This window comes from Streptomyces sp. R33 (assembly GCF_041200175.1).
In the GTDB taxonomy this organism is placed as follows: Bacteria; Actinomycetota; Actinomycetes; order Streptomycetales; family Streptomycetaceae; genus Streptomyces; species Streptomyces katrae_B.
Genome location: NZ_CP165727.1, coordinates 3,101,544 through 3,127,640, shown reverse-complemented (window position 1 = coordinate 3,127,640; position 26,097 = coordinate 3,101,544). Strand labels below are relative to the sequence as shown.

19 protein-coding genes are annotated in these 26,097 nt (G+C 72.1%); 10 read left to right on the top strand and 9 right to left on the bottom strand.

What is annotated here, in order from left to right:
- Window positions 1-230 precede the first annotated feature (230 nt).
- Entirely contained in the window at window positions 231-2,885 is a 2,655-nt protein-coding gene (gene glgP, locus AB5J51_RS14030; protein ID WP_053784739.1) for an alpha-glucan family phosphorylase, read from the top strand.
- A 19-nt stretch (window positions 2,886-2,904) separates the two neighbouring features.
- Here the strand turns inward: glgP and AB5J51_RS14025 are convergent, their stop codons facing one another.
- Window positions 2,905-3,909, bottom strand: a complete 1,005-nt coding sequence (locus tag AB5J51_RS14025; RefSeq protein ID WP_369777812.1) for an Lrp/AsnC family transcriptional regulator — start codon at window positions 3,907-3,909, stop codon at window positions 2,905-2,907.
- A 158-nt stretch (window positions 3,910-4,067) separates the two neighbouring features.
- Between AB5J51_RS14025 and AB5J51_RS14020 the strand changes: the two genes are divergently transcribed.
- Both AB5J51_RS14020 and AB5J51_RS14015 read left to right on the top strand, forming a co-directional pair.
- The gene (locus AB5J51_RS14020) at window positions 4,068-5,621 is read left to right on the top strand and encodes a DHA2 family efflux MFS transporter permease subunit (protein WP_369777811.1); all 1,554 of its coding nucleotides are present in this window, start codon (window positions 4,068-4,070) and stop codon (window positions 5,619-5,621) included.
- Window positions 5,622-5,786: 165 nt separating this feature from the next.
- Window positions 5,787-6,422, top strand: coding sequence for a hypothetical protein (locus AB5J51_RS14015; RefSeq protein ID WP_136226155.1), 636 nt, complete (start codon window positions 5,787-5,789; stop codon window positions 6,420-6,422).
- Window positions 6,423-6,538: 116 nt separating this feature from the next.
- Here the strand turns inward: AB5J51_RS14015 and AB5J51_RS14010 are convergent, their stop codons facing one another.
- Window positions 6,539-8,806: a M4 family metallopeptidase gene (locus tag AB5J51_RS14010; protein WP_136226156.1), complete on the bottom strand. Its 2,268-nt coding sequence runs from the start codon at window positions 8,804-8,806 to the stop codon at window positions 6,539-6,541.
- Between the two features lie 380 nt (window positions 8,807-9,186).
- Here AB5J51_RS14010 and AB5J51_RS14005 point away from each other — a divergent pair, with 380 nt between their 5' ends.
- The gene (locus AB5J51_RS14005; RefSeq protein WP_133896838.1) at window positions 9,187-10,674 is read left to right on the top strand and encodes a sugar transferase; all 1,488 of its coding nucleotides are present in this window, start codon (window positions 9,187-9,189) and stop codon (window positions 10,672-10,674) included.
- Window positions 10,675-10,699: 25 nt separating this feature from the next.
- On the opposite strand, the gene AB5J51_RS14000 is transcribed toward AB5J51_RS14005, so the two are convergent.
- Complete coding sequence (locus AB5J51_RS14000) at window positions 10,700-11,644, bottom strand: GDP-L-fucose synthase family protein (protein WP_369777810.1); 945 nt, start codon at window positions 11,642-11,644, stop codon at window positions 10,700-10,702.
- A 285-nt stretch (window positions 11,645-11,929) separates the two neighbouring features.
- On the opposite strand from AB5J51_RS14000, the gene gmd reads away from it, so the two are divergent.
- The 4 genes from gmd to AB5J51_RS13980 all read left to right on the top strand — a co-directional run bounded on the left by gmd (window position 11,930) and on the right by AB5J51_RS13980 (window position 17,063).
- Window positions 11,930-12,943, top strand: coding sequence for a GDP-mannose 4,6-dehydratase (gmd, locus tag AB5J51_RS13995; protein WP_053784745.1), 1,014 nt, complete (start codon window positions 11,930-11,932; stop codon window positions 12,941-12,943).
- 245 nt (window positions 12,944-13,188) lie between these two features.
- Window positions 13,189-15,966, top strand: coding sequence for a LamG-like jellyroll fold domain-containing protein (locus AB5J51_RS13990; RefSeq protein WP_369777809.1), 2,778 nt, complete (start codon window positions 13,189-13,191; stop codon window positions 15,964-15,966).
- Window positions 15,967-16,053: 87 nt separating this feature from the next.
- A complete protein-coding gene (locus AB5J51_RS13985) occupies window positions 16,054-16,731 on the top strand; it encodes a hypothetical protein (RefSeq protein WP_030295173.1) in 678 nt (225 codons plus the stop codon).
- Window positions 16,732-16,850: 119 nt separating this feature from the next.
- Window positions 16,851-17,063: a DUF6458 family protein gene (locus AB5J51_RS13980; protein ID WP_053784747.1), complete on the top strand. Its 213-nt coding sequence runs from the start codon at window positions 16,851-16,853 to the stop codon at window positions 17,061-17,063.
- A 12-nt stretch (window positions 17,064-17,075) separates the two neighbouring features.
- Here the strand turns inward: AB5J51_RS13980 and AB5J51_RS13975 are convergent, their stop codons facing one another.
- Together AB5J51_RS13975 and AB5J51_RS13970 are read right to left on the bottom strand one after the other, a co-directional pair.
- Complete coding sequence (locus tag AB5J51_RS13975; protein WP_369777808.1) at window positions 17,076-18,191, bottom strand: glycosyltransferase; 1,116 nt, start codon at window positions 18,189-18,191, stop codon at window positions 17,076-17,078.
- Window positions 18,188-18,727 carry a WcaF family extracellular polysaccharide biosynthesis acetyltransferase gene (locus AB5J51_RS13970; RefSeq protein WP_030295168.1) on the bottom strand — a complete coding sequence of 180 codons (540 nt, stop codon included), beginning with the start codon at window positions 18,725-18,727 and terminating at the stop codon, window positions 18,188-18,190. The genes AB5J51_RS13975 and AB5J51_RS13970 overlap by 4 nt, the downstream gene beginning before the upstream one ends.
- A gap of 125 nt (window positions 18,728-18,852) precedes the next feature.
- Between AB5J51_RS13970 and AB5J51_RS13965 the strand changes: the two genes are divergently transcribed.
- A complete protein-coding gene (locus AB5J51_RS13965; protein ID WP_234381845.1) occupies window positions 18,853-20,364 on the top strand; it encodes a hypothetical protein in 1,512 nt (503 codons plus the stop codon).
- Between the two features lie 53 nt (window positions 20,365-20,417).
- On the opposite strand, the gene AB5J51_RS13960 is transcribed toward AB5J51_RS13965, so the two are convergent.
- The 3 genes from AB5J51_RS13960 to AB5J51_RS13950 are packed head-to-tail and all read right to left on the bottom strand — an operon-like array spanning window position 20,418 to window position 24,624.
- Entirely contained in the window at window positions 20,418-21,632 is a 1,215-nt protein-coding gene (locus AB5J51_RS13960) for a hypothetical protein (protein WP_053784749.1), read from the bottom strand.
- Window positions 21,629-23,422: a lipopolysaccharide biosynthesis protein gene (locus tag AB5J51_RS13955; RefSeq protein WP_369777807.1), complete on the bottom strand. Its 1,794-nt coding sequence runs from the start codon at window positions 23,420-23,422 to the stop codon at window positions 21,629-21,631. The genes AB5J51_RS13960 and AB5J51_RS13955 overlap by 4 nt, the downstream gene beginning before the upstream one ends.
- Complete coding sequence (locus AB5J51_RS13950) at window positions 23,419-24,624, bottom strand: glycosyltransferase family 4 protein (protein ID WP_030295159.1); 1,206 nt, start codon at window positions 24,622-24,624, stop codon at window positions 23,419-23,421. Before AB5J51_RS13950 ends, AB5J51_RS13955 begins: the two co-directional genes overlap by 4 nt.
- 171 nt (window positions 24,625-24,795) lie before the next feature.
- Here AB5J51_RS13950 and AB5J51_RS13945 point away from each other — a divergent pair, with 171 nt between their 5' ends.
- Entirely contained in the window at window positions 24,796-25,266 is a 471-nt protein-coding gene (locus AB5J51_RS13945) for an adenylyltransferase/cytidyltransferase family protein (protein WP_053784751.1), read from the top strand.
- 50 nt (window positions 25,267-25,316) lie between these two features.
- On the opposite strand, the gene AB5J51_RS13940 is transcribed toward AB5J51_RS13945, so the two are convergent.
- Window positions 25,317-26,039 carry a CDP-alcohol phosphatidyltransferase family protein gene (locus tag AB5J51_RS13940; protein WP_053784752.1) on the bottom strand — a complete coding sequence of 241 codons (723 nt, stop codon included), beginning with the start codon at window positions 26,037-26,039 and terminating at the stop codon, window positions 25,317-25,319.
- Window positions 26,040-26,097: the final 58 nt, after the last annotated feature.

Sequence of the window (26,097 nt, the reverse complement as noted above, 5' to 3'; positions counted from 1 at the left end):
TTCCCGTTGCGTGCCACTCGTACGGTGGTTCCGCTCACCGCGGGCCCCATCACCCTTCCCGGTGACCCGGACCGGACGGACGGCTCACGGGGCACGGGGGCGACCGGGTTCTGCGCACGAGGCACCGTGGCAGGGCGGGGCGCGGGGAAGCTAGCCTTCCCGGGGTGATGCGCGGACGCACAGCGTGGTGCGGCCGCTTCGATCCGCAATCGCCTGCGAAGGTAGAACGTGTGAAGGCTATCCGTCGATTCACCGTGCGCCCCGTTCTCCCGGAACCATTGCTGCCGCTGGCCGACCTCGCGCGCAATCTGCGCTGGTCGTGGCATGCCGAGACCCGTGAACTCTTCCAATCCGTCGACCCCGAGGGCTGGCAGGCCGCCGGCGGCGATCCCGTCCGGCTGCTCGGCGCAGTCTCCGCCCCCCGGCTCGAGGAACTGGCCGGCGACCGGCGCTTCCTGCGCCGGCTCGCCGTCGTCGCCGCCGACCTCGACGACTACGTCCACGGCGGGAGGTGGTACCAGAGCCATGAGAACGGCCCCGAGCTGCCCGCCGGGATCGCCTACTTCTCTCCCGAGTTCGGGATCACCGCCGCCCTGCCGCAGTACTCCGGCGGGCTCGGGATCCTCGCCGGGGACCACCTCAAGGCCGCCAGCGACCTCGGCGTCCCGCTGATCGGCGTGGGACTGCTTTACCGGCACGGGTACTTCCGCCAGTCCCTTTCCCGTGACGGCTGGCAGCAGGAGCACTATCCCGTCCTCGACCCCAACGAGCTCCCCGTGTCCCTGCTGCGGGACACCGACGGGGCACCGGCCCGGGTGTCCCTGAGCCTGCCGGGCGGCCGGGCCCTGCACGCGCACATCTGGCAGGCCCGCGTCGGCCGGGTGCCGCTGCTGCTCCTGGACTCCGACGTCGAGGACAACGACGCCGGCGCCAGGGAGGTGACCGACCGGCTCTACGGAGGCGGCAGCGACCACCGCCTCCTCCAGGAGATGCTGCTCGGCATCGGAGGCGTGCGCGCGGTGCGCACGTACTGCCGGATCGCCGGGCACCCCGACCCCGAGGTGTTCCACACGAACGAGGGCCACGCCGGGTTCCTCGGACTCGAACGCATAAGGGAACTGGAAGGGGAGCAGGGACTCGGCTTCGACGCCGCCGTCGAGGCGGTGCGCGCCGGGACCGTGTTCACCACGCACACACCGGTCCCCGCCGGCATCGACCGCTTCGAGCGGGCCCTGGTCGCCCGGCACTTCGGGCCCGGCGCGGAGCTGGCCGCCCTCCCGGTCGACCGGATCATGGAACTGGGCGCCGAGTCCTATCCCGGCGGCGACCCCGGGGTGTTCAACATGGCGGTGATGGGCCTGCGCCTGGCCCAGCGCGCCAACGGGGTCTCGACCCTGCACGGGGCGGTCAGCCGGGGCATGTTCGCCGGGCTCTGGCCGGGCTTCGACCCGGCCGACGTGCCCATCACCTCCGTGACCAACGGTGTGCACGCCCCGACCTGGGTGGCCCCCGAGGTCGTCCGCCTCGGAGCCCGCCAGATCGGCGCCGGGCGGACCGAGGACGCCCTGTCGGTGGGCGGCTCCCAGCGCTGGGACGCGGTCGCCGACATCGCCGACCAGGACATCTGGGACCTGCGGCGCGGGCTGCGCGAGCAGCTGGTGCAGGAGGTGCGCGACCGGCTGCGGGCCTCGTGGCTCCAGCGCGGGGCCGCCGAAGCCGAACTCGGCTGGGTGGACTCCGTACTCGACCCGGACGTGCTCACCATCGGGTTCGCCCGGCGCGTGCCCTCGTACAAGCGGCTCACGCTGATGCTGCGCGACCCCGAGCGGCTGCGCAGGCTGCTGCTCGACCCCGAGCGGCCCGTCCAGATCGTCGTCGCGGGCAAGGCGCACCCGGCCGACGACGGGGGCAAGCGGCTCGTGCAGGAGCTGGTGCGGTTCGCGGACGACCCGCGGGTGCGGCACCGGATCGTCTTCCTGCCCGACTACGGCATGGCCATGGCGCAGAAGCTCTACCCGGGCTGCGACGTCTGGCTGAACAACCCGCTGCGCCCGCTGGAGGCCTGCGGGACGAGCGGGATGAAGGCGGCGCTCAACGGCTGCCTCAACCTGTCCGTGCTGGACGGCTGGTGGGACGAGTGGTTCGAGCCGGACTTCGGCTGGGCCATCCCGACGGCCGACGGGCTCGGGACGGACGAGGACCGGCGCGACGACCTGGAGGCGGGCGCCCTCTACGAGTTGATCGAGGGCCGGGTCGCGCCGCGGTTCTACGACCGGGTGGGCCGCACCGGACTGCCGGTGCGGTGGATCGAGATGGTCCGGCGCACCCTCGTCTCGCTGGGGCCGAAGGTGCTCGCGGGGCGCATGGTGCGGGAGTACGTGGAGCGGCTGTACGTGCCGGCCGCGCGCGCCCACCGGGCCCTGAACCCGGACGCGGCACGGGACCTGGCCTGGTGGAAGGGCCGGGTCCGGGCGGCCTGGCCGCGGGTCGCCGTCGAGCACGTGGAGGCGCTGGCCGCGGCTCCCGTGAACGGCACCGCCGAGCTCGGGGCCACCCTCACGCTGCGGGTACGGGTGGCGCTGGACGCGCTCACCCCCGAGGACGTGGAGGTGCAGGCCGTCGCCGGCCGGGTGGATCCGCACGACGTGATCCGCGACGGGCGGACCTTCCCGCTCAAGCCGGCCGCCGGGCCCGACCTGGAGGGCCGCTGGATGTACGAGGGCCCGCTCGCCCTCGACCGCACGGGGCCCTACGGCTACACCGTGCGCATCCTGCCCGCGCACCCGCTGCTGGCCACGCCGGCCGAACTGGGGCTGGTCGCGGCCCCGGTGGAGGCCGACGCAGCCGGTGACACGGGCGCGGGGGGCGGCGTGGTGCTGCGCTAGGCCGTCGGAGACGGCCCGGTCAGGGGGCGGGCGGCGGGTCCACCAGCCGCCCGCCCTCCACCAGCATCCCGGCCCGCTTGATGTTGCGCAGGGTCGGGATCAGCTCCACGTGCCGGATGCCGGGCACCGAGCCGATCCGCTCGGTCAGGTACGTGTACAGCGCGTCGGTGTCCCGGCACACCACCGTGGCCATCAGGTTGGCCGTGCCGGACACCGCGGCCGCGAACGGCACTTCCGGGTGGCCGGCGAGCGCGGCGCCCGCCTCCGCCAGCCGAGCCGGCTCCGCGGTCAGCATCAGCGTCGCCTCCGCCTCGAAGCCCAGGGTCGACGGAACGAGCTCCAGATCGAAGTGCAGCGCCCGCAGCTCCCGCAGCCGGTCCAGCCGGCGGCGCGCGGTGGACTCCGACAGGCCGGAGGCGCGGGCCAGCTCGGGATAGCCCGCCCGGCCGTCCTGGGCGAGCACCGCCAGCAGTGCGAGCTCGGACTCGTCCAGGGTGTACCGCTCCTGCCCGGGCGCCACGGGGGGCCGCGTCAACGCCGCGACCTGCCCGGGCCGCAGGGTGTCCAGGCCGCACCACCCCGCTGAGCCCCGGGTGTGCACCCGCAGGATGGTCTGGGCGCTGACCCCGGTCACCCGCCGGGTGCGCGGGAGCTTCTCCAGCAGCAGGCCGTCGCGGTCCTGCCGGGTGCGGGCCTTGGTCAGACAGCTGATCTCGGTACCGCCGGATCCGAGTTTCACCCAGGAGATGTCCGGCCGCCGGGCCAGCGCCCCGGCCACCGCGAGAGCGGCGTCGGGCGTGCACTGCACCCGCAGCCAGGACTCGAACAGGCCGACGCGGCTGCCCAGCGGCAGCCCGACCACCCGGATCAGGCCCGAGGTCCGCAGCCTGCGGTAGCGGCGCACCACCGTCTGGTCGGAGACCTCGAGCACCTCGGCGATCCGGCTGAAGGGGGCCCGGCCGTCGAGCATCAGGGCCTGCATCAGCCCCTTGTCGAGGGCGTCCAGTTCTACGGGTGCGGTCATGGAATCCATCATGACAGGGGCCGCGATGGGTGAAATCCGGCAGCCGGGGGCGTGTGGATGGGGGATCGGCCGTGCGGCTGAGAGTTTGGAGCCACCGCCAACCCCCTGCCGGCCCTGCCGGCCCCTGCCGGGCCTTCGGGTCCCCGAGGAGAACCCACATGCGTAAATGGCTCCCGCTGACCGCGGTGTGCCTCGGGGCGTTCATGCTCCTGGTCGACGTCACGATCGTGATGGTCGCCCTGCCCGACATGACCGCCGACATGCACACTTCCTTCTCCGCACTCCAGTGGGTCATGGACGGCTACGCCCTGGCCCTCGCCGCCCTGCTGCTCGGCGCCGGCTCCCTCGCCGACCGGATCGGCCGCCGCAGCGTCTACCTCGGCGGGCTCGGGCTCTTCGCCGCCGCCTCCCTCGCCTGCGGGCTGGCCACCGGACCGGCCGCGCTGATCGCCTTCCGCGCCGTCCAGGGCATCGGCGGCGCCGCGATGTTCGCCACCACCATGGCCCTGCTCAGCAGTGCCTACCAGGGGCGCGACCGCGGGATCGCCTTCGGCGTCTGGGGTGCGGTCAACGGCGCGGCCGCCGCGGCCGGACCGATCATCGGCGGGCTGCTGACCGAGCACTTCGGCTGGCGCTGGATCTTCTTCATCAACCTGCCGGTCTGCGCCCTGGCCGTGTACGTGACCCTGCGGGCGGTCGCCGAGTCCCGCGATCCGCGCGCCAAGGGGCTCGACCTTCCCGGCATGGCCGCCTTCACCACCGGCGCGGCGGCCGTCACCTACGCCCTGATCCGGGTCGGCGAGAACGGCTGGACCGGCGGAGCCACCCTCGGCCTGTTCGGCCTCGGTGCGGCCGCCATCGCCGCCTTCGTCCTGGTCGAACTGCGCAGCTCCCGACCGATGCTGGACCTCTCGCTGTTCCGCAGCCGCACCTTCGTCGGCGTCATGGCCGGGGCGCTGCTGCTGTCCGGCGCCGCCTTCTCGTACCTGATGTACGTCTCCCTGTGGCTGCAGTCCGCCGAGGGGATGGGCCCGGTCTCCGCCGGACTGGTGCTGGTGCCGCTGAGCCTGGCCGCGTTCGCCGTCTCGGCGGTGGCCGGGCGGCTGCTGCACGGGGCTCCGGCGCGGCTGACCATCGGCGGCGGGCTGCTGCTGATCGGGTCGGGCGCACTGCTCCAGGCCTGGATGACGGATGCCGGGGACGGCTGGCAGGCCCTGGTCCCGGGGCTGGTGGTGACCGGCTTCGGTGTGGGCATGGCAACCCCGGCGCTGGCGGCCGCCGCGATGGGGGCCGTGGCCCCGGCCCGTGCGGGCATGGCCGGCGGGGCCCTCAACACCGCCCGGCAGCTGGGCATGGCGCTCGGCATCGCCGTGCTCGGCGCGGTCTTCCAGGCCGGGCTGAAGGACGGGCTAGCCGGCTCCGGCCAGGGGCCCGCCGCCGCCGAGGCGCTGGCCTCCGGCCGGGCGGGGGAGCTGCTGGCCGCGGGGCCCGCCGCCCGGGTCTGGGTGGAGGAGGCCTTCGCGAGCGGGCTGCGGGGGACGTTCCTGGTCTCCGGGCTGATGGGGCTGGCCGGCGCACTCGTGGTGTTCGTCCTGGTCCGCACGGCGGCGCAGGCTCCGGCGTCCGTCCCGGCTGCGGCTGCGGCTCCCGTACCGGCTCCGGCGGGGCCGGCCGGCGCGGCCGCCCCGGAGTCCGAACGCGCGTCCGCGTGAAGGGCGCGGGGTGGGACCGTACGGGCGCAGGCCGCCGATCCAGGAGGGTGAACCCGCGCACGCGCTGGGCATGCCGAATCGTTTCGGTGCAGGGGGGCGCTCCTACGCTGCCCGCTGGATGCCACCGGACCGGCATTCATTGCCCACAGAACGGACTGCCTCCCCATGCGTCTTCGCCCCACCGCCGCAGCGCTCCTCGGTGCCCTTGCCCTCGTCCTGCCCACCGCCGGCCCGTCGATGGCAGGCGGCGGCGAGGATGACCTCGGCCGGCTGGAGTACATCATCGACAACGACGTGCGCGCGCAGATCCGGCCGGCGGACAACGACACCTGCTACGAGCTGACGGACACCTCGCGCAGCCGCCCCGCGACGGCGGTGCACAACGACACCGAATCACGGGCCGTGCTCTACCCGAACCACGGCTGCAACGGCCGGGTGGAGCGGGAGCTGCAGCCGGGCGACACGGTGCACGACGTTGCGGTCCTCTCGGCGACTTTCGTGCCGGTCCACGTCCGCAATGACGACGACCGCCGTGACGACTGGCGCGACGACCGCCGCACCCACCGCGCGCCCATGGACGGGCCGGAGCAGCAGCAGGCGCGACAGGAGCACGGTCAGGAGGAGGAGCACGGCCGGGAGCAGGAGCAGGGCCGGGAGGAGGAGCACGGCCAGGAGGAAGAGCACGGCCGGGAGCAGGAGCACGGCCAGGAAGAGGAGCACGGCAAGCAGCACGGCGGCCGCGACGAGCACCGCGGGCACGGGCACGACCTCTTCGACTTCATCTTCAAGCACGTGGGCTGACCTTCTGACCCGAAGGCTCCGGCACCACATGGAACAGGGCCGTCCGGGAGGGTCTCTCCCGGACGGCCCCGCGTCTTCATGGGGTCAGCCGCTTCGCATCACCTGCCCCGGTGGGGTCAGAAGGTGAGCTTCCAGCTGTTGATGTAGCCGGTGTCCAGGCTGGCGAGGTCCGCCACGCGGAGCTTCCAGGTGCCCTGGGCCACCTCGGACGAGGCGTTCACGGTGAAGCTCTGGACGATGTTGTCCGCGCTGCCGCCGGAGCGGTTGCGCAGGTTGTAGACGGTGCCGTCGGGGGCGACCAGGTCGACCCGCAGGTCACCGACGTAGGTGTGGACAATGTTCACGTCCACCTTGAGGGTGCTCGGGGCGTTGCCCGTGCGGGTCACGGCGATCGGTGACTCGACGGTCGCGTTGTCCGCGATCTGGTAGTCGTTCGTGTTCTCGAACACGTTCTGCTGGGACGTGCCGACGGTCCAGGTGAAGGCCGCCGTGCCCGTCTGGCTCGCCGAGTCGGTCACCGTCACGGTCACGTTGGACGTGCCCGCGGTGGTCGCCGTGCCCGAGATCAGACCGGTCGAGGAGTTGATCGACAGGCCGGCCGGCAGGCCGGTCGCCGCGTAGCTCAGCGCACCCGGGTTGGTGCTGGTCGCCTGGACCTGAAGGCTCACAGCGGTGTTGATCTGGGTGGTCTGGTTGGCGATCGGGGTGACCGAGACGCCGTTGACGATGCGCGGACCGACGTTGATGCCCGCCCAGGCGTTGGCCACGTTGTTGTACGTGGTCGAGCCGGCGCCGTACAGGTCGGCAGCGGCCTGCAGGGTCGCGGTGCGGGCGGCCGCGTAGTTGGTGTTCGACTTGAAGTAGCCCACCGTCAGCGCGCGGAACCAGATCTTCGAGGCGGCGTCACGGCCGATCGCGGTGACCGGGAGGCCGTCGGAGGTCGGCGAGTTGTAGCTCACCCCGTTGATGACCTTGGCGCCGGAGCCCTCGGATGCCAGGTAGTACCAGTGGTTGGCCGGGCCCGAGGAGTAGTGGACGTCGATGCCGCCGATGCCCGAGTACCACGCGTCCTTGGAGCCGCCGTCCTTGCTCGGCTTGTCCATGTAGCGCAGCGGGGTGCCGTCGCCGTTGATGTCGATCTTCTCGCCGACCAGGTAGTCGCCGACGTCCTGCGGGTTGTTGGCGTAGAACTCGACGGCGGCCGCCATGATGTCGGAGGTCGCCTCGTTCAGGCCGCCGGGCTCACCGCTGTAGGTCATGTTGCCGGTGACCGAGGTGAGGCCGTGGGTCATCTCGTGGGCGGCCACGTCGATGGACGTCAGCGGGTGCGAGTTGCTCGTACCGTCGCCGTACGTCATGCAGAAGCAGGAGTCGTCCCAGAACGCGTTCACGTACGCGTTGCCGTAGTGGACCCGGCTGTACGGGGCCACGCCGTCGTTGCGCAGGCCGTTGCGGCCGTGCACGTTCTTGTAGTAGTCCCACGTCAGCTGTGCACCGTAGTGCGCATCCGCACCGGCGGTCTCCTTGTTGGAGGCGGCGCCGTTGCCGAAGATGTTGGTGGTGTTGCTGAAGAGGGTGCCGGTGCCGGAGCTGCCGCCGTTGAGGTTGTAGGTCTTGTGGCCGCCGCGCGCGGCGTCGGTCAGCGTCCAGTTGCTGCCCGACTGCGAGGTGCCCAGCGTGACCTGGCCGCTGTACATGGTGTTGCCGGTGCCGGTCTCGATGGCCTGCCACTGGGTGATCTTCGCGCCGGTCTTGGCGTTGGTGATCACGTGCAGCTCGCTCGGGGTGCCGTCGTCCTGGAGGCCGCCCACGACGGTCTCGTAGGCGAGGACGGGGGCGCCCTCGGCGGCCCAGATCACCTTGCGGGCGGTCTTGGAGGCCTTGGCGTCCTTGGAGCCCTCGGCGTTCGCCGCGGAGACGGCCTGGCCCTCGGCGGCGGCCGGGGTGACCGTGGCCGTGGTGTCGGCGACCTTGATCTCGTGGTTGGTGGCCTTGGTGATGCTCTTGGTGACGCCGGCCTTGGCATGGACCGTCAGGTCGCCGCCGAGCACGGGGAGTCCGCCGTAGGTGCGCTCGTAGGTGGTGTGCGTGGTGCCGTCGGCGTCCTTGACGACGTCCCGGACGACCAGCTTCTCCTGCTCGCCGAGGCCGAGGGCCTTGGCCGCCTGGACGGTGGTCGAGTTGGCGTCGGCTATGAGCGTCGCACGCTCGGAGGGGCTGAGATTGACGGCGGCCGCACCCGGGTTGGGCTGAGCGGCGTTGCGTGCCTGCGACGCGGTGGCGTCGGCGGTGGCGGTGCCGGCCTGGATGCCGACGGCGAGCAGTGCGGCGGCGGCAACGAGAGCGCCGGCCGCGGTGGCACGCCTGTGGGGGGTGTGACTCAACGCAGACTCCTTCTGCAAGGGGGGTTCCGGACGGCTGGGTGGGCCTCCGGGCAGAGCAGGCTGGTGCGAAGAACGGATCGAAGAGTGCCAGCTGCCGGCTCCAATGTCAGGGCCGCGTCAAAAGGTTGGCTGGAAACGGTTCGTTGACCGATGAGACGTATCCGGTATCCGAACCATTCACCTTCGCGTGCGAAGGGGGGCCCGATATCTGGAACGGTTGGTACCGGTTGCTAACACTTGCGCAACAAGAGGCCCCGTTCCGGCAATCGGCATTTGTCGTACGGGTGTTTGTCGTACTGTTTCCCGGTGCGCCAGTTGTCCGTCGCCAGGGGAAGCCATGGGCACGCGCCACTGTCATAGACCACGTGCCAGGGGGGCCCATGAGGCATGTCCATTTTCCTGCGCAAAGACTGGCCGCAGGAGCCGCCGAATCGGCACGGCTCGCGGCCGCCCCGGCGAGGCGGCTCGGCGACAAGGCCCGTTGGTACCTGCCCGCTGCCCTCACGGCCGACTTCCTCGGCGCCGCGGTCCCCGTAGGGCTGGTCTTCCATGCGGCGCAGCAGGTCCGGCCGGTGTACTGCGCCCTCGGCGCGGCCCTGGCATGGACCGGCGTGCAGGCGGTGCGCCGGCGGTACGCGGCCCGCGTCCTCGGAGAATCACGCGGTGTGCTGCCCGTCGTACACGACTGGCTGATTCTGATCGGTGTCCTGGCCGTGGCCCGCGTGGTGACCGGTGAGAGCACCCCCCGGCTGTCCGCGCTCGGCGCCCTGCTGCCCGCCCTCCTCATCACCGTGGCCTGCCACAAGCTGACCTACCGTCACCTCTCGGCGGCCCGCCGCGAGGCGCACGCCGTCAGCCGGGTCCTGCTGGTCGGTGAACCCGGCGCCGCCGAGTCCGTCATCGAGCACCTGGCCGCGCGCACCGACCACCCGTACGTCGTCGTCGGAGTGGTGCCGGTCGGCCCCGGCCCGCTCGAGGGCGGGGTGCCCGTCGCGGCCCGGCTCGACGCCGCCGCGCCCGAGGCCCCGAACGCGGACTCCGCCGCGGTGCTCGGCGCCGTCCGCAGCCACCACGCCGACCTGGTGCTGGTCGCCCCCGGCGCGCGGATCGCGGGGGAGCGGCTGCGCAGGGTCGCCTGGGCGCTGCACGACGCGGGCCTCGAACTCGCCGTCTTCCCCGGCCTCGTGGAGGTCTCCGTCAAGCGGCTGGAGACGCTGTCCGCGGGCGGGCTCGCCGTACTGCGGGTGGCTCCGCCGGTGAGCCGCGGCGTCCAGACCCTGCTCAAGTCGGTCCTCGACCGCGCGGGGGCCGCGCTCGGACTGCTGCTGCTCTCCCCGGTCTTCCTCGGCATCGTCCTGGCGATCCGGCTCGGCTCGCGCGGCCCGGCGTTCTACCGCCAGCGGCGCATCGGGCGCGACGGGGTGCCGTTCGTCATGTGGAAGTTCCGCACCATGGTCGTGGACGCGGACCGGCTCAAGAACGAGCTGTCCGGGGCCAACGAGAACGACGGCCTGATGTTCAAGATCCGCCGCGACCCCCGGGTGACCCGGGTGGGCCGGCTGCTGCGCCGCACCTCCATGGACGAACTGCCCCAGCTGTTCAACGTGCTGAGCGGGCACATGTCGCTCGTCGGCCCGCGCCCGCCGCTGCCGGAGGAGGTGGCCCAGTACGACGAGGTCGAGCTGCGCCGGCTCACCGTGCGGCCGGGCATGACCGGACTCTGGCAGATCAGCGGACGCTCCGACCTGTCCTGGGACGAGACGATCCAGCTCGACCTGCAGTACGTCGACAACTGGTCCTTCACCAGTGACGTCGACGTCATGGGCCGTACCCTCCGCGCCGTCGTCGACGGTCGCGGAGCGTACTGAGGGGCCGCACCACGTGCCGCTGCGTTCAGCCCTGCTCGCGCCACCACCGGTAGGTGGCGGCGATGCCCTCCCGCAGTCCGATCTCCGGCTTCCAGCCGAGCGAGGTCAGACGGGTGACGTCCAGGAGCTTGCGCGGCGTGCCGTCCGGCTTGGACGTGTCCCAGACGAGCCGGCCGCGGAAGCCGGTCACCTCGGCGACGGTCTCGGCGAGGGCCTTGATGGTGAGGTCCTCTCCGCAGCCGATGTTGACCGGCTCGTCACCGTCGTAACTGCCCAGCAGCACCGCGCAGGCGGCCGCCAGGTCGTCCACGTGCAGGAACTCCCGGCGCGGGGTGCCGCTGCCCCACAGCGTGACCTCGTCGCGGCCCTCGGCGGCCGATTCGTGGAAGCGTCGGATCAGGGCGGGCAGCACGTGCGAGGTCTCGAGGTCGAAGTTGTCGCCCGGCCCGTAGAGGTTCGTGGGCATCGCCGAGATGTACGAGGCCCCGTACTGCTTGCGGTACGACTGGACCTGGACGATGCCGGCGATCTTCGCCAGGGCGTACGCCTCGTTGGTCGGCTCCAGCGGGCCCGTCAGCAGGGCGTCCTCGCTGATGGGCTGCGGGGCGAGCTTCGGATAGATGCACGAGGAGCCCAGGAACAGCAGACGGCCCACGCCGGCCTCGTGCGCACCGGCGATCACGCTGAGCTGGATCTTGAGGTTGTCCTCGAGGAACTGCACCGGGTAGGTGCTGTTGGCCATGATCCCGCCGACCTTGGCGGCGGCCAGCACGACGGCGTCGGGGCGGACGTCCTTCAGGTACGCCCCGGTCGCGGCGGCATCGCGCAGGTCGAGGTCGGCGCGGCCCCGGGTGAGCACCTCGTGGCCGTCGGCGGTGAGCCGGCGGGCGACCGCGGAGCCCACGAGGCCGCGGTGGCCCGCGACGAAGACGCGGGCGTTCGGGGGCAGGAGCGGCAGCGAACTTGTCATACCGCCGATGATGCCAGTCCGCCGCCGCGGGCAGCAGACGAGGTCCGCCGCGGCGCAATCCGCCCGAAGGGGGCGGGGAGATGCCGTGTACGGTACGCATCCAGCCCCTTGGGCCCCGCGGCCGTACGCACGCCGTCAGGTCCGGCGCGAAAACCGGGGCGCAGCCCCCGGCCGGGCGGGCGGGACCCCGTCACCGCGAGGTACGGCCCCACCGGCGGGCCGCACCGCCGCCCCCGAGGCCCTGCCTCACCAGAACAGACCGATACGACCCCCAGGGGGACCCACATGGGCAAGACCGCACTGATAACCGGCGTCACCGGGCAGGACGGCTCCTACCTCTCCGAGCTGCTGCTCTCCAAGGGCTACACGGTGCACGGCCTCGTGCGGCGGTCCTCCAGCTTCAACACCGAGCGCATCGACCACATCTACCAGGACCCGCAGACCGCCAACCGGTCCTTCGTCCTGCACCACGCCGACCTCTCCGACGGTGTGGCGCTCGTGAACCTGCTCCGCGAGATCAGGCCCGACGAGGTCTACAACCTCGGCGCCCAGTCCCATGTGCGGGTGTCCTTCGACGCTCCCCTCTACACCGGCGACGTGACCGGCCTCGGCGCCCTGCGGCTGCTCGAGGCGATCCGGGCCAGCGGCGTGGACACCCGGATCTACCAGGCCTCGTCCTCGGAGATGTTCGGGGCCACCCCGCCGCCGCAGAACGAGAAGACCCCGTTCCACCCGCGCAGCCCGTACGGCGCCGCCAAGGTCTTCGCGTACTGGACCACGGTGAACTACCGCGAGGCGTACGACATGTTCGCCGTCAACGGGATCCTCTTCAACCACGAGTCCCCGCGCCGCGGCGAGACCTTCGTGACCCGCAAGATCACCCGCGCCGTCGCCCGCATCAAGGCCGGTCTGCAGGAGCACCTCTACCTCGGCAACCTCGACGCGGTCCGCGACTGGGGCTACGCCCCCGAGTACGTGGACGCCATGTGGCGGATGCTCCAGCAGGACGAACCGACCGACTACGTCGTCGCCACGGGAGTGGCCGCCACGGTCCGCGAGTTCGTCGAGTCGTCCTTCGCCCACGCGGGCCTCGACTGGGCCGAGCACGTGCGCTACGACCCCAAGTACGAGCGCCCGAGCGAGGTCGACGCCCTCATCGGCGACGCCTCCAAGGCCCATCAACTGCTTGGCTGGAAGCCGACGGTGCTGGTGGCCGAGTTGGCTCGGATCATGGTCGACGCCGACATCCGGCAGGTCGAGGACCAGTTGGCGGGCGTGACGGTCCGCATCGACCGCTGAAAGCCTTATATTTCCCCTACGATTTGCCGTGTCCCGGTCATCTCCACTGGTATCGGTGGATGTGGCCGGGGCAAACCTGTCGTATGTCCGCTGCGCGCCCTCCAACCTGAACCGTTCATTCCAAGTTGGTATGCAATGGGTCAAGGGAGGTGACCGGGTCCTCGCAGGAGCCCTAGTCTGCGCCAGTACATATGGCTGTTCGGATAGTTCAAGCCATCAAACCGGGCAACTGCCCTGGGGGGCTCATGCGTAGATCCAGAGGGCTGACTGCTGCCCTCGTCCTGTCACTGGCCGGCGCCGGCACCGGCATAGGTCTGGTGCTGATGCCCGAGGCGTCCGCCATCACGCCTCCCGTGGCATTCACCGCCGACGAGCTGCCCACCTGGCAGCCCAACGGCATCGTCTTTGCGATGGCCCAGGCGAACGGCACCGTCTTCGCGGGCGGCACCTTCTCGGCCGTCCGTCCGCCCGACGGCACCAGCGGCGCCGAGCAGGAAGCCGTGAACTTCGTGGCGCTGGACGCCGCGACGGGCAAGCCGACCTCGTGCAAGCTCGCCTTCACCATCGGCGACGGCAGCGCGACCGTCCGTGCCCTGGCCGTCTCCAAGGACAAGAAGACCCTGTACGCGGGCGGCTACTTCGGCGCCGTCAACGGCACCCCGGTCTCCAGCGTCGCGGCGATCGACATCGAGAGCTGCACCCCCAAGGCCTCCTTCCACCCGGGCTTCCCCGCCACCGTGCGCGACCTCGCCGTCACGGACGACACCCTGTACGCGGCCGGCGACTTCGGCACCGTCGAGGGCCAGACCCGCGAGCGGTTCGCCGCGGTCGATGCCGGCTCCGGTGCGCTCAAGCCCTTCGTCGCCAACGCCGACGAGCCCGGCCGCGCGATCGAGATCACCCCGGACGGCAAGAACGCGCTCCTGGGCGGCGACTTCTTCTCGGTCAACGGCTCCAACACGCACGCCCTGGCCGTCGTGAACGCCACCACGGGCGCGGTCGCCAAGACGTACAGCAACATCCCGTCGAACTCCGTGGTCAAGGACATCGCCACCGACTCGACCGGCTTCTACACCGGCAACGAGGGTTCCGGCGGCGGCGTCTTCGACGGCCGCATCGGCCTCAGGCTGAGCGACTTCAGCGAGAAGTGGCGCGACCGCTGCCTCGGCGCGACCCAGGCCGTGCTCCCGTACGACGGAGTGCTCTACAGCTCCTCGCACGCGCACGACTGCTCGCTCGAGGGACAGTTCCCCGACGGCAAGCGCAACTTCTTCAACGCGCAGCTGACCAACTACGAAGGCGCGTCCCCGGCGCCCGTGGACGGTTTCGTGCGCAGCCCGCGCAAGCTCGGCTGGCACCCCACCGCCAACGACGGCCTCGGCGAGGGCATCGGCCCGCGCGCCATGACGATCGCCGAGAAGGGCGACGTCAAGTACATGTGGGCCGGCGGTGAGTTCACCGCCATCAACGGCAAGCCGCAGCAGGCGCTCACCCGTTTCGCCTCCACCGGCGACGTCGGCGCCCCGACGACCCCGGTCGCGAGCGCCGGCAGCGTCAAGCCCGGTGAGGTCCAGGTCCGCTGGCGCACCAGCTACGACGCGGACGACAGCAAGCTGACCTACCGCATCTATCGCAACGGCTCCGCCAGCCCGATCGCCACGGTCGCCGCCGAGTCCCTGGAGTGGGAGCGTCCCCAGGCCTCCTGGAACGACACCACGGTCAAGGCCGGCCAGTCGTACACCTACCGCGTGACGGCCACCGACGCGGCGGGCAACACCAGCGCCCTGTCGGCCACGGCCTCGGTCACGGTCCCGAGCTCGGTGCAGGCGTACCCGAACCAGGTCCGCGCCGACGGCGCCAACCTGTACTGGCGCTACGACGACACCATCAGCCCGTACGTCGCCGACTCCTCGGAGAGCGGCAACACCAGCGGCATCCAGCTCAACGCCCCGGCCCTGCGCCAGACGCCCGGCGCGATCAGCGGCGCCAGCACGGCGATGGGCTTCAACGGCACCAGCCAGCAGGTGTACAGCGACCACCGCCAGACCGTGGGCAGTGCCTTCTCGGTCGAGACCTGGTTCAAGACGAACACCACGCGCGGCGGCAAGCTGATCGGCTTCGGCAACAACACCGCGCGCAACAGCGGCACGTACGACAAGCAGATCTACATGACCAACACCGGTCGTCTGGTCTTCGGCGTCTACAACGGCTCGACGCGCACCGTCTCCACCGGTCTGTTCGACACGTACAACGACAACAAGTGGCACCACGTCGTCGGCACCCTGGGTGCGGGCGGCATGGAGCTGATCGTCGACGGCCAGAGCAAGGGCACGCTGAACGTCACCAGCGCCATCTCGTACGAGGGCTACTGGCACGTCGGCGGCGACAACCTCGGCAGCTGGCCGACCAAGCCGACGAGCAACTTCTTCGCCGGCCAGATCGACGAGACGGCCGTGTACCCGAAGGCGCTCACCGCGGCCCAGGCCAAGAACCACTACGACCTGGCCAAGGCGCCCTCCGACACGGTCTCCAAGGTCTCCGCGACCGAGGACACCTACATCAACCAGGGCGCCCCGAGCGCGGCCAACGGCGCGAGCACCTCGCTGGCCGTCCGCGGCACCTCGGCGTACGAGACGTACCTGCGCTTCAACCTGCCGGCCGCGCCGGCCGGGCAGGTCCTGAAGTCCGCCGCGCTCCAGATCAAGACGTCGACCCAGGCGAGCGCCGGTACGGCCGACAAGGTGTCCGTGGTCCCGGTCACCGGCGCCTGGAGCGGTGCGAGCACGACGTTCAACAACAAGCCGACCCTGGGCACCACCCCGCTCGGCGCGTTCGCGAGCGTGCCGGACGGCTCGGCGATCCAGAGCACCCCGCTGGACACCGCCGCGCTCTCCCCGGTGCTGGGCAGCAGCTACAGCCTGGCCCTGACGAGCACGGGCACCGACCCGCTGTGGATCTGGTCCATGGAGTCGACGGCAGCGGACGCCGCTCCGCAGCTCGTCCTCACCTTCGGCCCGAAGTAACCGTCTGACGGATGCGGGGCCCGGCGCGAAACTCGGCCGGGCCCCGCACCCCTATCCCAACCGGCACGTAATACAGGAGCCCTAGAGATGTACCGACGCTCCGCCGCGGCTGCTGTTCTGCTGGCCGCAGCTCTGACCCTGACCGCCTGCAGCTCGGGCGGCGACGGCAAGGCCGACGCCGCGGCGGCGAAGCCGAAGCCGCCGGCCTCGTCGGCGGCCCCGGACCCGGCGGACGCCACGGCTGCGCCGGCCTCGCCCGACGCGAAGCCGACGGGCCCGGTCCTGCCGGACGCGAAGCTCACCCCGAAGACGGGCAGCTTCAAGCCCAACGAGAAGCAGTACCTGAGCGGGCGGGTCCCGGAGAAGATGGACCCGGCGGCGGTGCTGCAGACCGGCCAGGAGTCCTGCCAGCGGGTGGAGCGCACCGCCAAGCGCGACAAGGACGCGGCGACCGGGTCCATCATCGCGGGTGAGATCCCGGGCGCGAAGGACGCGATCACGTACCTGTGCCCGGAGCAGAAGCCGATCCTGGACGCGGCGTCCAAGGGCTTCGCCGACGGCACCCGCGAGTCGCCCGCGGCGGGCACGTACCGGGCGCTGACCCAGAGCACGACGTGCACCTGGGAGGCCAAGGGCAAGGACGGCGCCGTCCTGGCCTCGGGCCCGGAAACCACCCCGAAGGCCGGCGACAAGATCACGGCCACGATCCCGTCGGGCACGGCGACGTTCACGTCGACGGGCTGCTACGCCTGGATCCCGGCGTAGCCTCCCGGCACGTACGAGAACGCCGCTCCCGCCCGGACTCCGGGCCGGGGGCGGCGTTTTCGTATGCGCTTCCCGGGTAACCGCGGGGTCTGACGACCACGACTGTGGAGGCGAATCACATGGGAGGCATCGGCGGCTGCATCGCGCTGATCGTGGTGGGGGCCATCCTCACCTTCGCGACGGACTGGAAGATGGAGAGCGTCAACCTGGACGTCGTCGGCCTGATCATGATGGCGGCCGGCGCCATCGGACTCGCCGTCTACGCGAGCGTCTTCAAACGCCGCCGCACGGCGGCCCTCCCGGTGGTGGACGAAACCCACCGCGAGGTGTAGCGCGCCGGCGCGTCAGCGCTGGGCCGCCTCGTAGACCGGGATCAGGGTGTCCAGGACCGCGTCCATCGAGAAGGACTCCGTGGCCAGTTCGCGGGCCGCGGCCGAGGCCTTGGCGTTCTCGGCGGGGTCCAGGAGGGCGAGGACCGCCTCCGCGACGCCGGCGGGGCCCGGGGTGACCGCGTGGCCGGCGCTCGCGGTCGCGATGTCGCGGGCCAGCCCGTTGGAGTGGGTGACCACCGTCGGCACGCCCACCGACAGCGCCTCCAGCACCGACATCGGGAACGGCTCGTCCACCGAGGGGAGGACATAGACGTGCGCCCGGCGCAGCTCCGTCAGGACCTCGGCAGTGGACAGGGCCCCCGGGACCGTGAAGCGGGACGTCAGGCCCAGCTCCCCTATGCGCGCCTTCACCGCCGGCAGTTCGCCCTCGTCCGGGCCGGCCACCACGAACTCCGCGTCCGGGTGCGCCGCCAGGATCGCCGGGGCCGCGTCCACGAAGTCCACCGGGCGCTTACGGGCCTGCAGGCGCGCCGAGTACAGGATGCGCGGGGGACCGGCGAGCGCCGGGCGCTCCTTCTGTGCCGTGGTGCCGTTCACGAGCCGGACCGCCCCCGGCAGCGGGGCGCCCACCACCGCGTCGAGGCCCTCCCGTTCGTGCGGGGTCAGGTACAGCACCGCGTCCGCGCCGCGCAGCAGCCGGCGCACGGCCACCGCGTCCAGCACCTTGGCCAGCAGCTTCTCGCTCGGGTCCACCATCCCGTGGGTCTGCAGCACCAGGGGCTTGCCGGCCCGCAGCGCCGCCAGGGCCACCGGCAGCGTGACCAGGTCCCGCGCCAGGTGGACGTGGACCACGTCCGCGTCCCGGACCAGCCGGCCCGCCGAGGCCAGCAGGGCCGGCGAGGTCATCCCGCTGAAGCCCAGGGGCAGGATGCGCCGGGCCGGGAACAGCTTCGCCGGCACCCCCTCCACGGAGGTGGGCCACGGATCCGGGAAGCCCTCGCCGAGCGCCAGCAGGCCGGCCTCGTGGCCGCGCGCACGCAGCCCCCCGGCCAGGTTCAGCGCGACCCGGACCGGCCCGCCGAAGGCGTGCGAGGGGGAGTGGAGCGTGACGGCGTGCAGGACTCTCACTTGGGCTCCTCGACCGGGCGGCGCTGCCCGTCCATCGTCTGCAGGGTCAGTGCAGGAAGGTTTCTGTGGACCACCGAACCGGCGCCCGCCACCGCGCAGCGGCCCATCGTGACCCCGGCCAGCACGGTCGCCCGTACGGCCACCCACGCACCGTCCTCGACCACGATCGGCGCGTTGCGGTAGCGGAAGTCGGCGGCCCGGTGGTCGTGCGAACCGGTGCACAGCATGGCTTCCTGCGAGATGCACACGTTCGCCCCGATGGTCACCGGCTCCAGGTTCAGCAGCCAGGCGCCCTCGCCGATCCACGTGTGGTCCCCGACGGTGAGCTTCCACGGCCACAGCACCCGCACCCGGTGCCGGATCAGCACGCCCTCGCCGATCTGCGCGCCGAACGCCCGCAGCAGCGCCACCCGCAGCCGGGCCGGACAGAACCACGCCATGAACAGCGTGTTCATCACCGCGAACCAGAGCGCCTGCGTCAGCAGCCCGCGCCCCTTGTCGTACCCGGCCAGCGTGAAGGCAGGAAGATCACGCAACTGTCGCCCCTCATCGTGCTCTCCCCCGGACTGCGTCCGGGGGTCCCCCCACAGGCGCGCCTCCCCGGGCGCCGCCCGCTCAGACTAGACTGCGCGCGGACCAGGCACATGGGGTGGGGGCAGCAGTGGCAACGGACATACGCAAGCCCCCCGTGACCCCGCCGGTTCCCGAGCTCGAGGACGAGCACAAGTGGGGCCGCGTCACCACCCCGCGCACCCTGCTCTCGCGCGCCCTGTCCGTCCCGCTCATCCTCGGCTTCACCGTCTTCCTGCCGCTCGTCGTGGCCGTCCAGCGCGGCGACGGCCAGCGCGACGCGGCCTTCTGGCTCCAGCTCCTGCTCACGATGTACGCGGGCGCCCGGCTCTCCGCGATGGTCCTGACCAGCCGCCGCAAGCTGCTCCAGGGTTCCTTCTGGCTGTTCGTCTACATGGCGATGGGCGTCGCCCCGCTCGCGCAGGCCGTCCTCGGCCGGGTCCCGACCCCCGTGGTCGGCCCCCGCTCCGACCTCACCATCGCCATCGGCCTGGTCCTGCTCGGCTGCACGGCGTTCGACGTCGGCGTCCTGCTCGCCCGGCACCGGCCGGCCGGCCGCGCCGGCGGCTCCCAGAAGGAGCCGCGCCCGGTCATGGCCCACCGGCGCCGCCTCCAACTGCTCACCGCCATCGCTTTCCTGTGCAGCGCGGCCTTCATCATGAAGCTCGGCGGCCCTGCGGTCTTCTTCTCCAGCCGGCAGGAAATCATCGCGGGCATCGAGGAGGCCGGCGTCTCCAACGGCGACGGCCAGGCCGGCCAGGCCCTGCTGCGCGGCTTCGGCACCGTCCCGGCGCTGCTCGCCCTGCTGCTGTACACGCGCTGGCTGATCACCTCGACGTACGCCCGCCGCAAGGTCTCGATCATCGTCACCTGGGGGGCGCTCGCCCTGCTGAACCTGGTGGTCAACAACCCCATCTCGAACCCGCGGTACTGGTTCCTCACGGTCATGTTCGCGCTGCTCTTCACCGTTTTCCCGGTGAGCGCCGCGATGTACCGGGTCGCGCTGTCGATGGCGGTCGTGATCGCCCTGCTCGTGTTCCCGTTCGCGGACCGCTTCCGGTACGACGAGAAGAACTACAAGCCGGTCGAGACGACGTCGTTCCTGGAGCCGATGGCGCTGAAGGACTACGACCAGATCGGCATGTTCGCGAACACCATCACCTTCTCGAACTCCGGGCCCGGGCACTCCTACGGGCGCCAGCTCGCGGGGTCGGTCTTCTTCGCGGTGCCGCGCTCGGTGTGGCCGGGCAAGCCCCGGGACACGGGCGTGATGGTCGGCCAGTGGATGGGGACGGTCAACACGAACCTGTCGTCGCCGATCTGGGCCGAGCTGTGGCTCGACTTCGGGTCGCTCGGGATGGGGGCCGGGCTGCTGGGTCTGGGCTACGCCTCGGCGCGCGTGGACCGCCGCTACGCGAAGCGCGCCACGCGCAGGTCCCCGCCGGGGAGCCTGATCTCGGTGGTGGTCCCGCTGGTGGCGGGCTACTCGTTCATCCTGCTGCGGGGGCCGCTGCTGCAGGCGTCCGGGCGCGTGGCGATAGCCGGCCTCTGCCTGGCGCTGGTCGCGACGTACCGCCAGGACCGGTCCACCACCCTCCGCTGACCCCCCCTGCCCGCGCAGCGGCGCGGCCGGGGGCCGGGGCGCGGCCCCCGGGGTCAGGCGGCGGTCGTGACCGGGACCGGGGCCGGGATGCGGGAGACGCGGAGCCAGGCCGCCGCGGCCTTGAGGGCCGAGCCCGCCGCCAGGCCCCACGCGGCGCCGGTCACGCCCCCCAGCGCGTATCCGCCCAGCAGCAGCGCCACCGAGAGGGCCGAGAAGACCACCTGCAGGGACAGCGTGGCCTTGGGGGCCAGCACCCGCAGGGTCAGCAGGGCGCACGTGCCCAGCCCCATCACCGCGTACTGGGCACCCGTCGCCGGGAGCAGAGCGGAAGCCGACCCCCACGTGTCGCCCAGCAGCTGTCGGCCCACCCCCGCCGGAAGCGCGTACAGGACCGCCCCCCACCCGGCACCGAGCACCGCCAGCACACCGCCCATCAGCAGCGTCAGCCGGACCACGCCCCGCTTGCCCGAAGCCCGCCCCACCACCGGCGGCCCGAACGCGTTCGCCGAGTTGAACAGCACGTTCAGCGGACCGAAAAGCGTGGTCGCACCCCGCAGCGCGCCCACCGCCAGCGGCGTGGCGAACAGCCCGAGGCCGAGCACCGCCAGCTGGCTCGAGCCGTTGCCCACCGCGAACTCGACGACGAACCGCTGCCCCAGGTGCCCGCGCCGCAGGTACGGCCGCAGGTCCGCGGCAGCGCCGCGCACGTACGGGCGCAGCAGCCACAGGCCCAGCGCCAGCGCCGGAAGCGCCGAGACGCCCCACACCAGCACCAGCCGTCCCGGCGAGGCCCCTTCGGGCTGCAGCAGCAGCGCGGCGACGACGCACGCGAGCCGCAGCGCGTCCGCGGCCAGCGCCCGCTCGGGTGTGCGCAGCGCGGAGAAGCAGTACCGCAGCCCGTCCTGGACGAGCACCAGCGGCAGTACGAGGCCCAGCGCGAGGAAGGCCCGGCCGCCGGCCCCGGGCAGGGCGAGGCCGACGACGACCAGCGCCGCGCCCACCGCCGCCGAGGCGGCCGCGGTGAACGCGAGGCCCGAGCGGCACACCGCGCCCAGCCGGTCCTCGTCCTTCTCCAGCACCACCGTCTGGCCGACGTACGCCATGTTCAGCCCGAGGAGCACGCTGAACGTCACGTACACCATCGAGAAGTCGGCGAAGCCGGACGCCGAAGACAGCCGGGCGGCCAGCACCAGTACCAGGATGTTGGTGGCGCTGGATGCGGCCTGGTCCAGGACCGAGGAGACGGCGGCGAGGCCGCGCCGGCTCATCTGCGGCCCATGCGCACCGTGCGCAGGGCCACCGTGTCCGTGCCGTCGCCCGGGATGTGCTGCTCCGGCTCGGCCTGCCGGTTCGCCTGGTGCGGCTGGTTCGGCTGCCGCGTGAGCGGCTGCGGCTGCGGCTGCGGCGCGGACGGCCGGGCCGCAGCGGCCGGGGCGCCCGCAGCCTTCGACTTGCCGCCGCGGCCCCCGCGGCTGCGCTTCTCGCCGGGCAGCGGGGCGTGCAGCACCGCGCCGAGCACCGTGCCGCCGGCGCCGCTGATCAGCTCGCGGATCCGGGACAGGTCGCTGCGGTGGACGGCGCGCGGGTCGCAGACGACCAGGACCCCGTCGACGCGGTCGACGAGCGCGAGGGCGTCGGCGTACGAGAGCACGGGCGGCGCGAGCACGACGACGGTGGAGTTGGGGGAGTCGGCCTCGGAGATCAGCCGGGTGGCGCGCGGGGAGGTCAGCGCACGGGCCACGTTGCGGACCGGCTCGCCCGGGATCAGGTCGAAGGCGCCGGACTCCCCGGCGTCGACGACGAGCTGGCGTCCGTCGGGCCAGTCGGAGTCGCCGTGCGCGGCGGCCTGCCCGCCGGCGGCCGGGCTGCCCGGCGTCTGGCTCCAGCGCGGCCGGCCGCCCGCACCGGTCGGCAGCTGGCTGGCCAGCACCGGGGTGCGCAGGTCGGCCTCGATGAGGAGGACGTCCTTGCCGGTCTCCGCGAAGGAGGCGGCCAGGTTCACGGCCGCCGCGGCGGCTGTCTCGCTGCTGCCGCGCGGGGCGACGACGAGCAGCCGGCGCCGGTCGGCGAAGCGGGAGTCGTAGGCGAGCCGGAAGGCCACCGAGCGGAACTCCTCGGCGAGCCGGGGGTCTTCCTCGCCGGCCGCGAGCAGCGGTCCGCCGATGGTCTTGGCCCGCGGCAGGTAGCCGAGCACGGGCGCGCGCAGGGCCCGCGCCACGTCGCCCTCGGAGCGCGGCGCCGGGTCGAAGACGAGCCGCACCCACGCGGCGAGCAGACCGAGCGCGAGGCCCACGGCCGCGCCGAGCGCGAGCGACATCGGGATGCCCGGGCCGTCGGTGTCGGACGGCGGGGTCGCGGCGCTGGTGACCCGGCCCGGGGTCATGTCCAGGGCCTGGAGCTTCGCGATGTTGCTGTTGAGCGTGTTGACCTTGCTCTGGAGGTCCGTCTTCGAGGAGTACGCGGCGTCGCGCCCCGGACCGGCCGGCATGGCGTTGATCTGCTTGACGAGCTCGTCGAGGTTCTTGGCGACCGGATCGCGCTGCTCCTGGTACCCCTTGACCATCTTGTCGCGGGTGACGTCGAGGGACTCCTGCCGCTTGAGCAGGTAGGCCTCGGTCATCGCGTTGGCGCGGGTCGCGGCCTGCTTGGGGGAGGACGCGGTGTACGTGAAGCGCAGCACCATCGTCTGCGGCGGGTTGGTCACCTGGAGGCCGCTGCGCAGGCCGGCGAAGTCCTTCGAGGACACGCCGAGCTTCTTGGCGGCCTCGTTGGCTATGGAGGAGCTGAGCGCGACCTGCCGCTCCGAGCCGATGTTGATCGCCTTGTCGGGCGCGAGGCTCGGGTTGAAGGGGTCGTCGGTGGGTGCGCGCAGCACGATGTCCGCGGTCGCGACGTAGGTGTCGGCCGTGGAGATGCCGAGGTAGACGCCGCCCAGCAGGCCGATGCCGACACCCGCCCCGAGGAGGCGGCGGTAGCGCAGGAGCTGCTTGAACTGGTCCCTGAGGAGATCCGGTTCGTCCTCCGCCGGGACCGCTGCAGGGCGGTTCGTCTCGATCACGGCTGCGGACCCCCAAGTGCTTCGTCTATCAGTGCGTCGATGCGGGCCAGGCCCGCGTCACGGCTCAGGTGGGCCGCCACGTGGCGCGGCCCGGCCGCCCCGAGTGCATCCGCGCCCTCGGGGTCCTCGGCGAGGGCCCGTACGGCCTTCAGCAGGGCGTGGGGGTCCTCCGGTGGTACGAGCACCCCTGCGCCCGAGCGTTCCACTTCCTGGGCGGTACCGCCTTCCGCCGCGACGGAGGCGACGACGGGCCGGCCGGCCTGGAAGTAGGAGGTCAGTTTGGACGGCACGCTCATGTCGAGCACGGCCGCGTGCTGCGTCACGGCGAGCACATCCGCCGCCGCGAGGATATCCGGGAACTCTCCGTCGGCGGCAGGGGGGATGATGTCCAGATTCGGTACGTCGGCCGCGAGGTCGGCGAGGGCCGAGCGCTGGCTGCCGTCGCCCATGAGGACGAAACGGACCCCCGGATCGAGGCGGGCGGCGCCGACGAGCACCTCGAGGCCCTGCTTGAGGCCCATGTTCCCGGAGTGCAGGACGACCGGCTGGCCGGGTGCCCAGCCCAGGTGGCGGCGGGTCTGGCCGCGCGGCCTGGTGGGCTGCGGGACGTGGGACCAGTTGGGGACGAGGCGGATCTTCTTCGGGTCCACGCCCATGCCGACGACCCGGTCCACGAAGGTCTCGTGGATGACGCCGACCAGGGTGGCCCGCTTCAGGGCGTACGCCTCCGCGCGCCCCGCGATCGCGGCCGCCTTGTCGCCGCCGCTGATCCCGCTCTGCGCGGCGGCCGCGCCCATCAGGTCCTGGACGACGGGGATGTACGGGACCTTCCAGCGCGCGGCGAGCCGGGCGGCGACGACGCCGCCGGCCAGGCTTGGCATCTGGGCCATGACCGCGTCCGGGCGCGGCATGCGGGGCGGGGCCACGGTGCCGTGCAGCAGAATCGATCCTTCGAACAGGGCCCGCTTGACGGCGGTCTGGCGGGGCGGCACGGTGTGTGCACGCCGGTGCACAGTGACCCCCGCGCGCCGTTCCGTGCGCCGGAGCGCCCCCTTGTACTCCGGCTCCAACGACCATGACGGATAGTGCGGCATGCCGGCGAGGACGTGGGTGTCATGGCCGAGATCCGCCCAGTGCTCCGCGATCTGGGTGGCGTACGGCCCAATCCCCGCGTGCTCGGGAGCGTAATTGGTGGAAACCAGCAGTAGGCGCCGGTGACCGGATCTCGACACTGAACGTCCCTTCTCCCCTGGATGATGCGCTCGTCACCCTATTCGTTCACCGACAGGCTGTGGAACGTGCACGCTATTGTCTGCTAATCCGCCACACCGGGGGGTGTGGCCGCTGGGGGGTAACACATGACGGAGCACGACATGTCCGAACTTGGCGCACCCGCGCACAGACCGTACCGAGTCGGGTATGCCCCGGGTGCTTACGATCTGTTCCACATCGGACATCTCAACATCCTTCGCCACGCCCGGAGTCAGTGCGACTACCTGGTGGCCGGGGTGGTCTCCGACGAGATGGCGGAACTGGCCAAGGGCAGGCGCCCGATGATCCCGCTCGTCGAGCGGCTCGAAATCGTCCGCAGCGTGAAGTACGTGGACGCGGCGTTCGTCGAAACGGTCCCGGACAAGGTGGAGACCTGGAGACAGGTCCGCTTCGACGTGATCTTCAAGGGCGACGACTGGAGGGGCACCCCCAAGGGCGACAAGCTGGAGAAGGACTTCGCCGCCGTCGGCGTCGACGTCGTCTACTTCCCCTACACGGTGCACACCTCCAGCACCCAGCTGCGCCGGGCGCTGGACGCACTGTCAGAACCGCTCAGCGCCGAGCGCCGCTGAGCGGGTACGGAGCCCGAAGGCCGGGGGAGCGGCTGCGGGTACGGAAACGCTCAGCGCGGAACGGCGCTGAGCTCCCGGAACCACTTCGCGAGGAACGCCAGCAGGAACAGCGCGGCGACCGCGCCGAGCCCCGCGTACGCCCAGCGGAACAGCCCCCCGCCCCCGAGCACCAGGAACACCAGGCAGAACACCCCGTAGTCCACGGGCAGCAGCGCCACCGCACGCACCGTCGACGGTGCGGCGGCCGGGCTCCCGGGCGCCGGCTTGGGCTTGAGCTTCTCGGTCAGCAGCCCGCCGAAGAAGGTGACGACCGAGGCGAACTGGAAGCCCAGCGGCACCAGCAGCCAGCCGTCCCCGCCCGTCCCGTACGCCTCGGGGAAGCGGTGGAACGCGATCAGCACGCAGGTGTGCAGGGCGGTCAGCTTGGCGCAGTCCACGACGTGGTCGAGCCATTCGCCCGCCGCGCTGCCGCCCCCGCGCAGCCGGGCCAGCTGCCCGTCGGCGGAGTCGAACGCGAAGCCGACGGCGAGCGCGGCCCATACGGCGACGCCCAGCCCCCAGGAGGGCGCGACGAGCGCGACGGCGGCCACGGCGGCGAAGCTGAAGGCGGCGCTGACCAGCGTCACCTGGTTCGGGGTCAGCCCGAGCGCGTACGACACGGCGGCCAGGTAGCGCCCCGCGGGCCGGTTGACGAACCGCGAATAGAGCGACACCCCCTTCGCCGACTTCTGCGCCCCGCGCAGCTCCCGCAGCGCGGTCCCCACCTTCGCCATGCGTACCCCTGATTTCCTGCGGCGGCACACGTGTACGGGTGCACGTGTGTACGAGGGC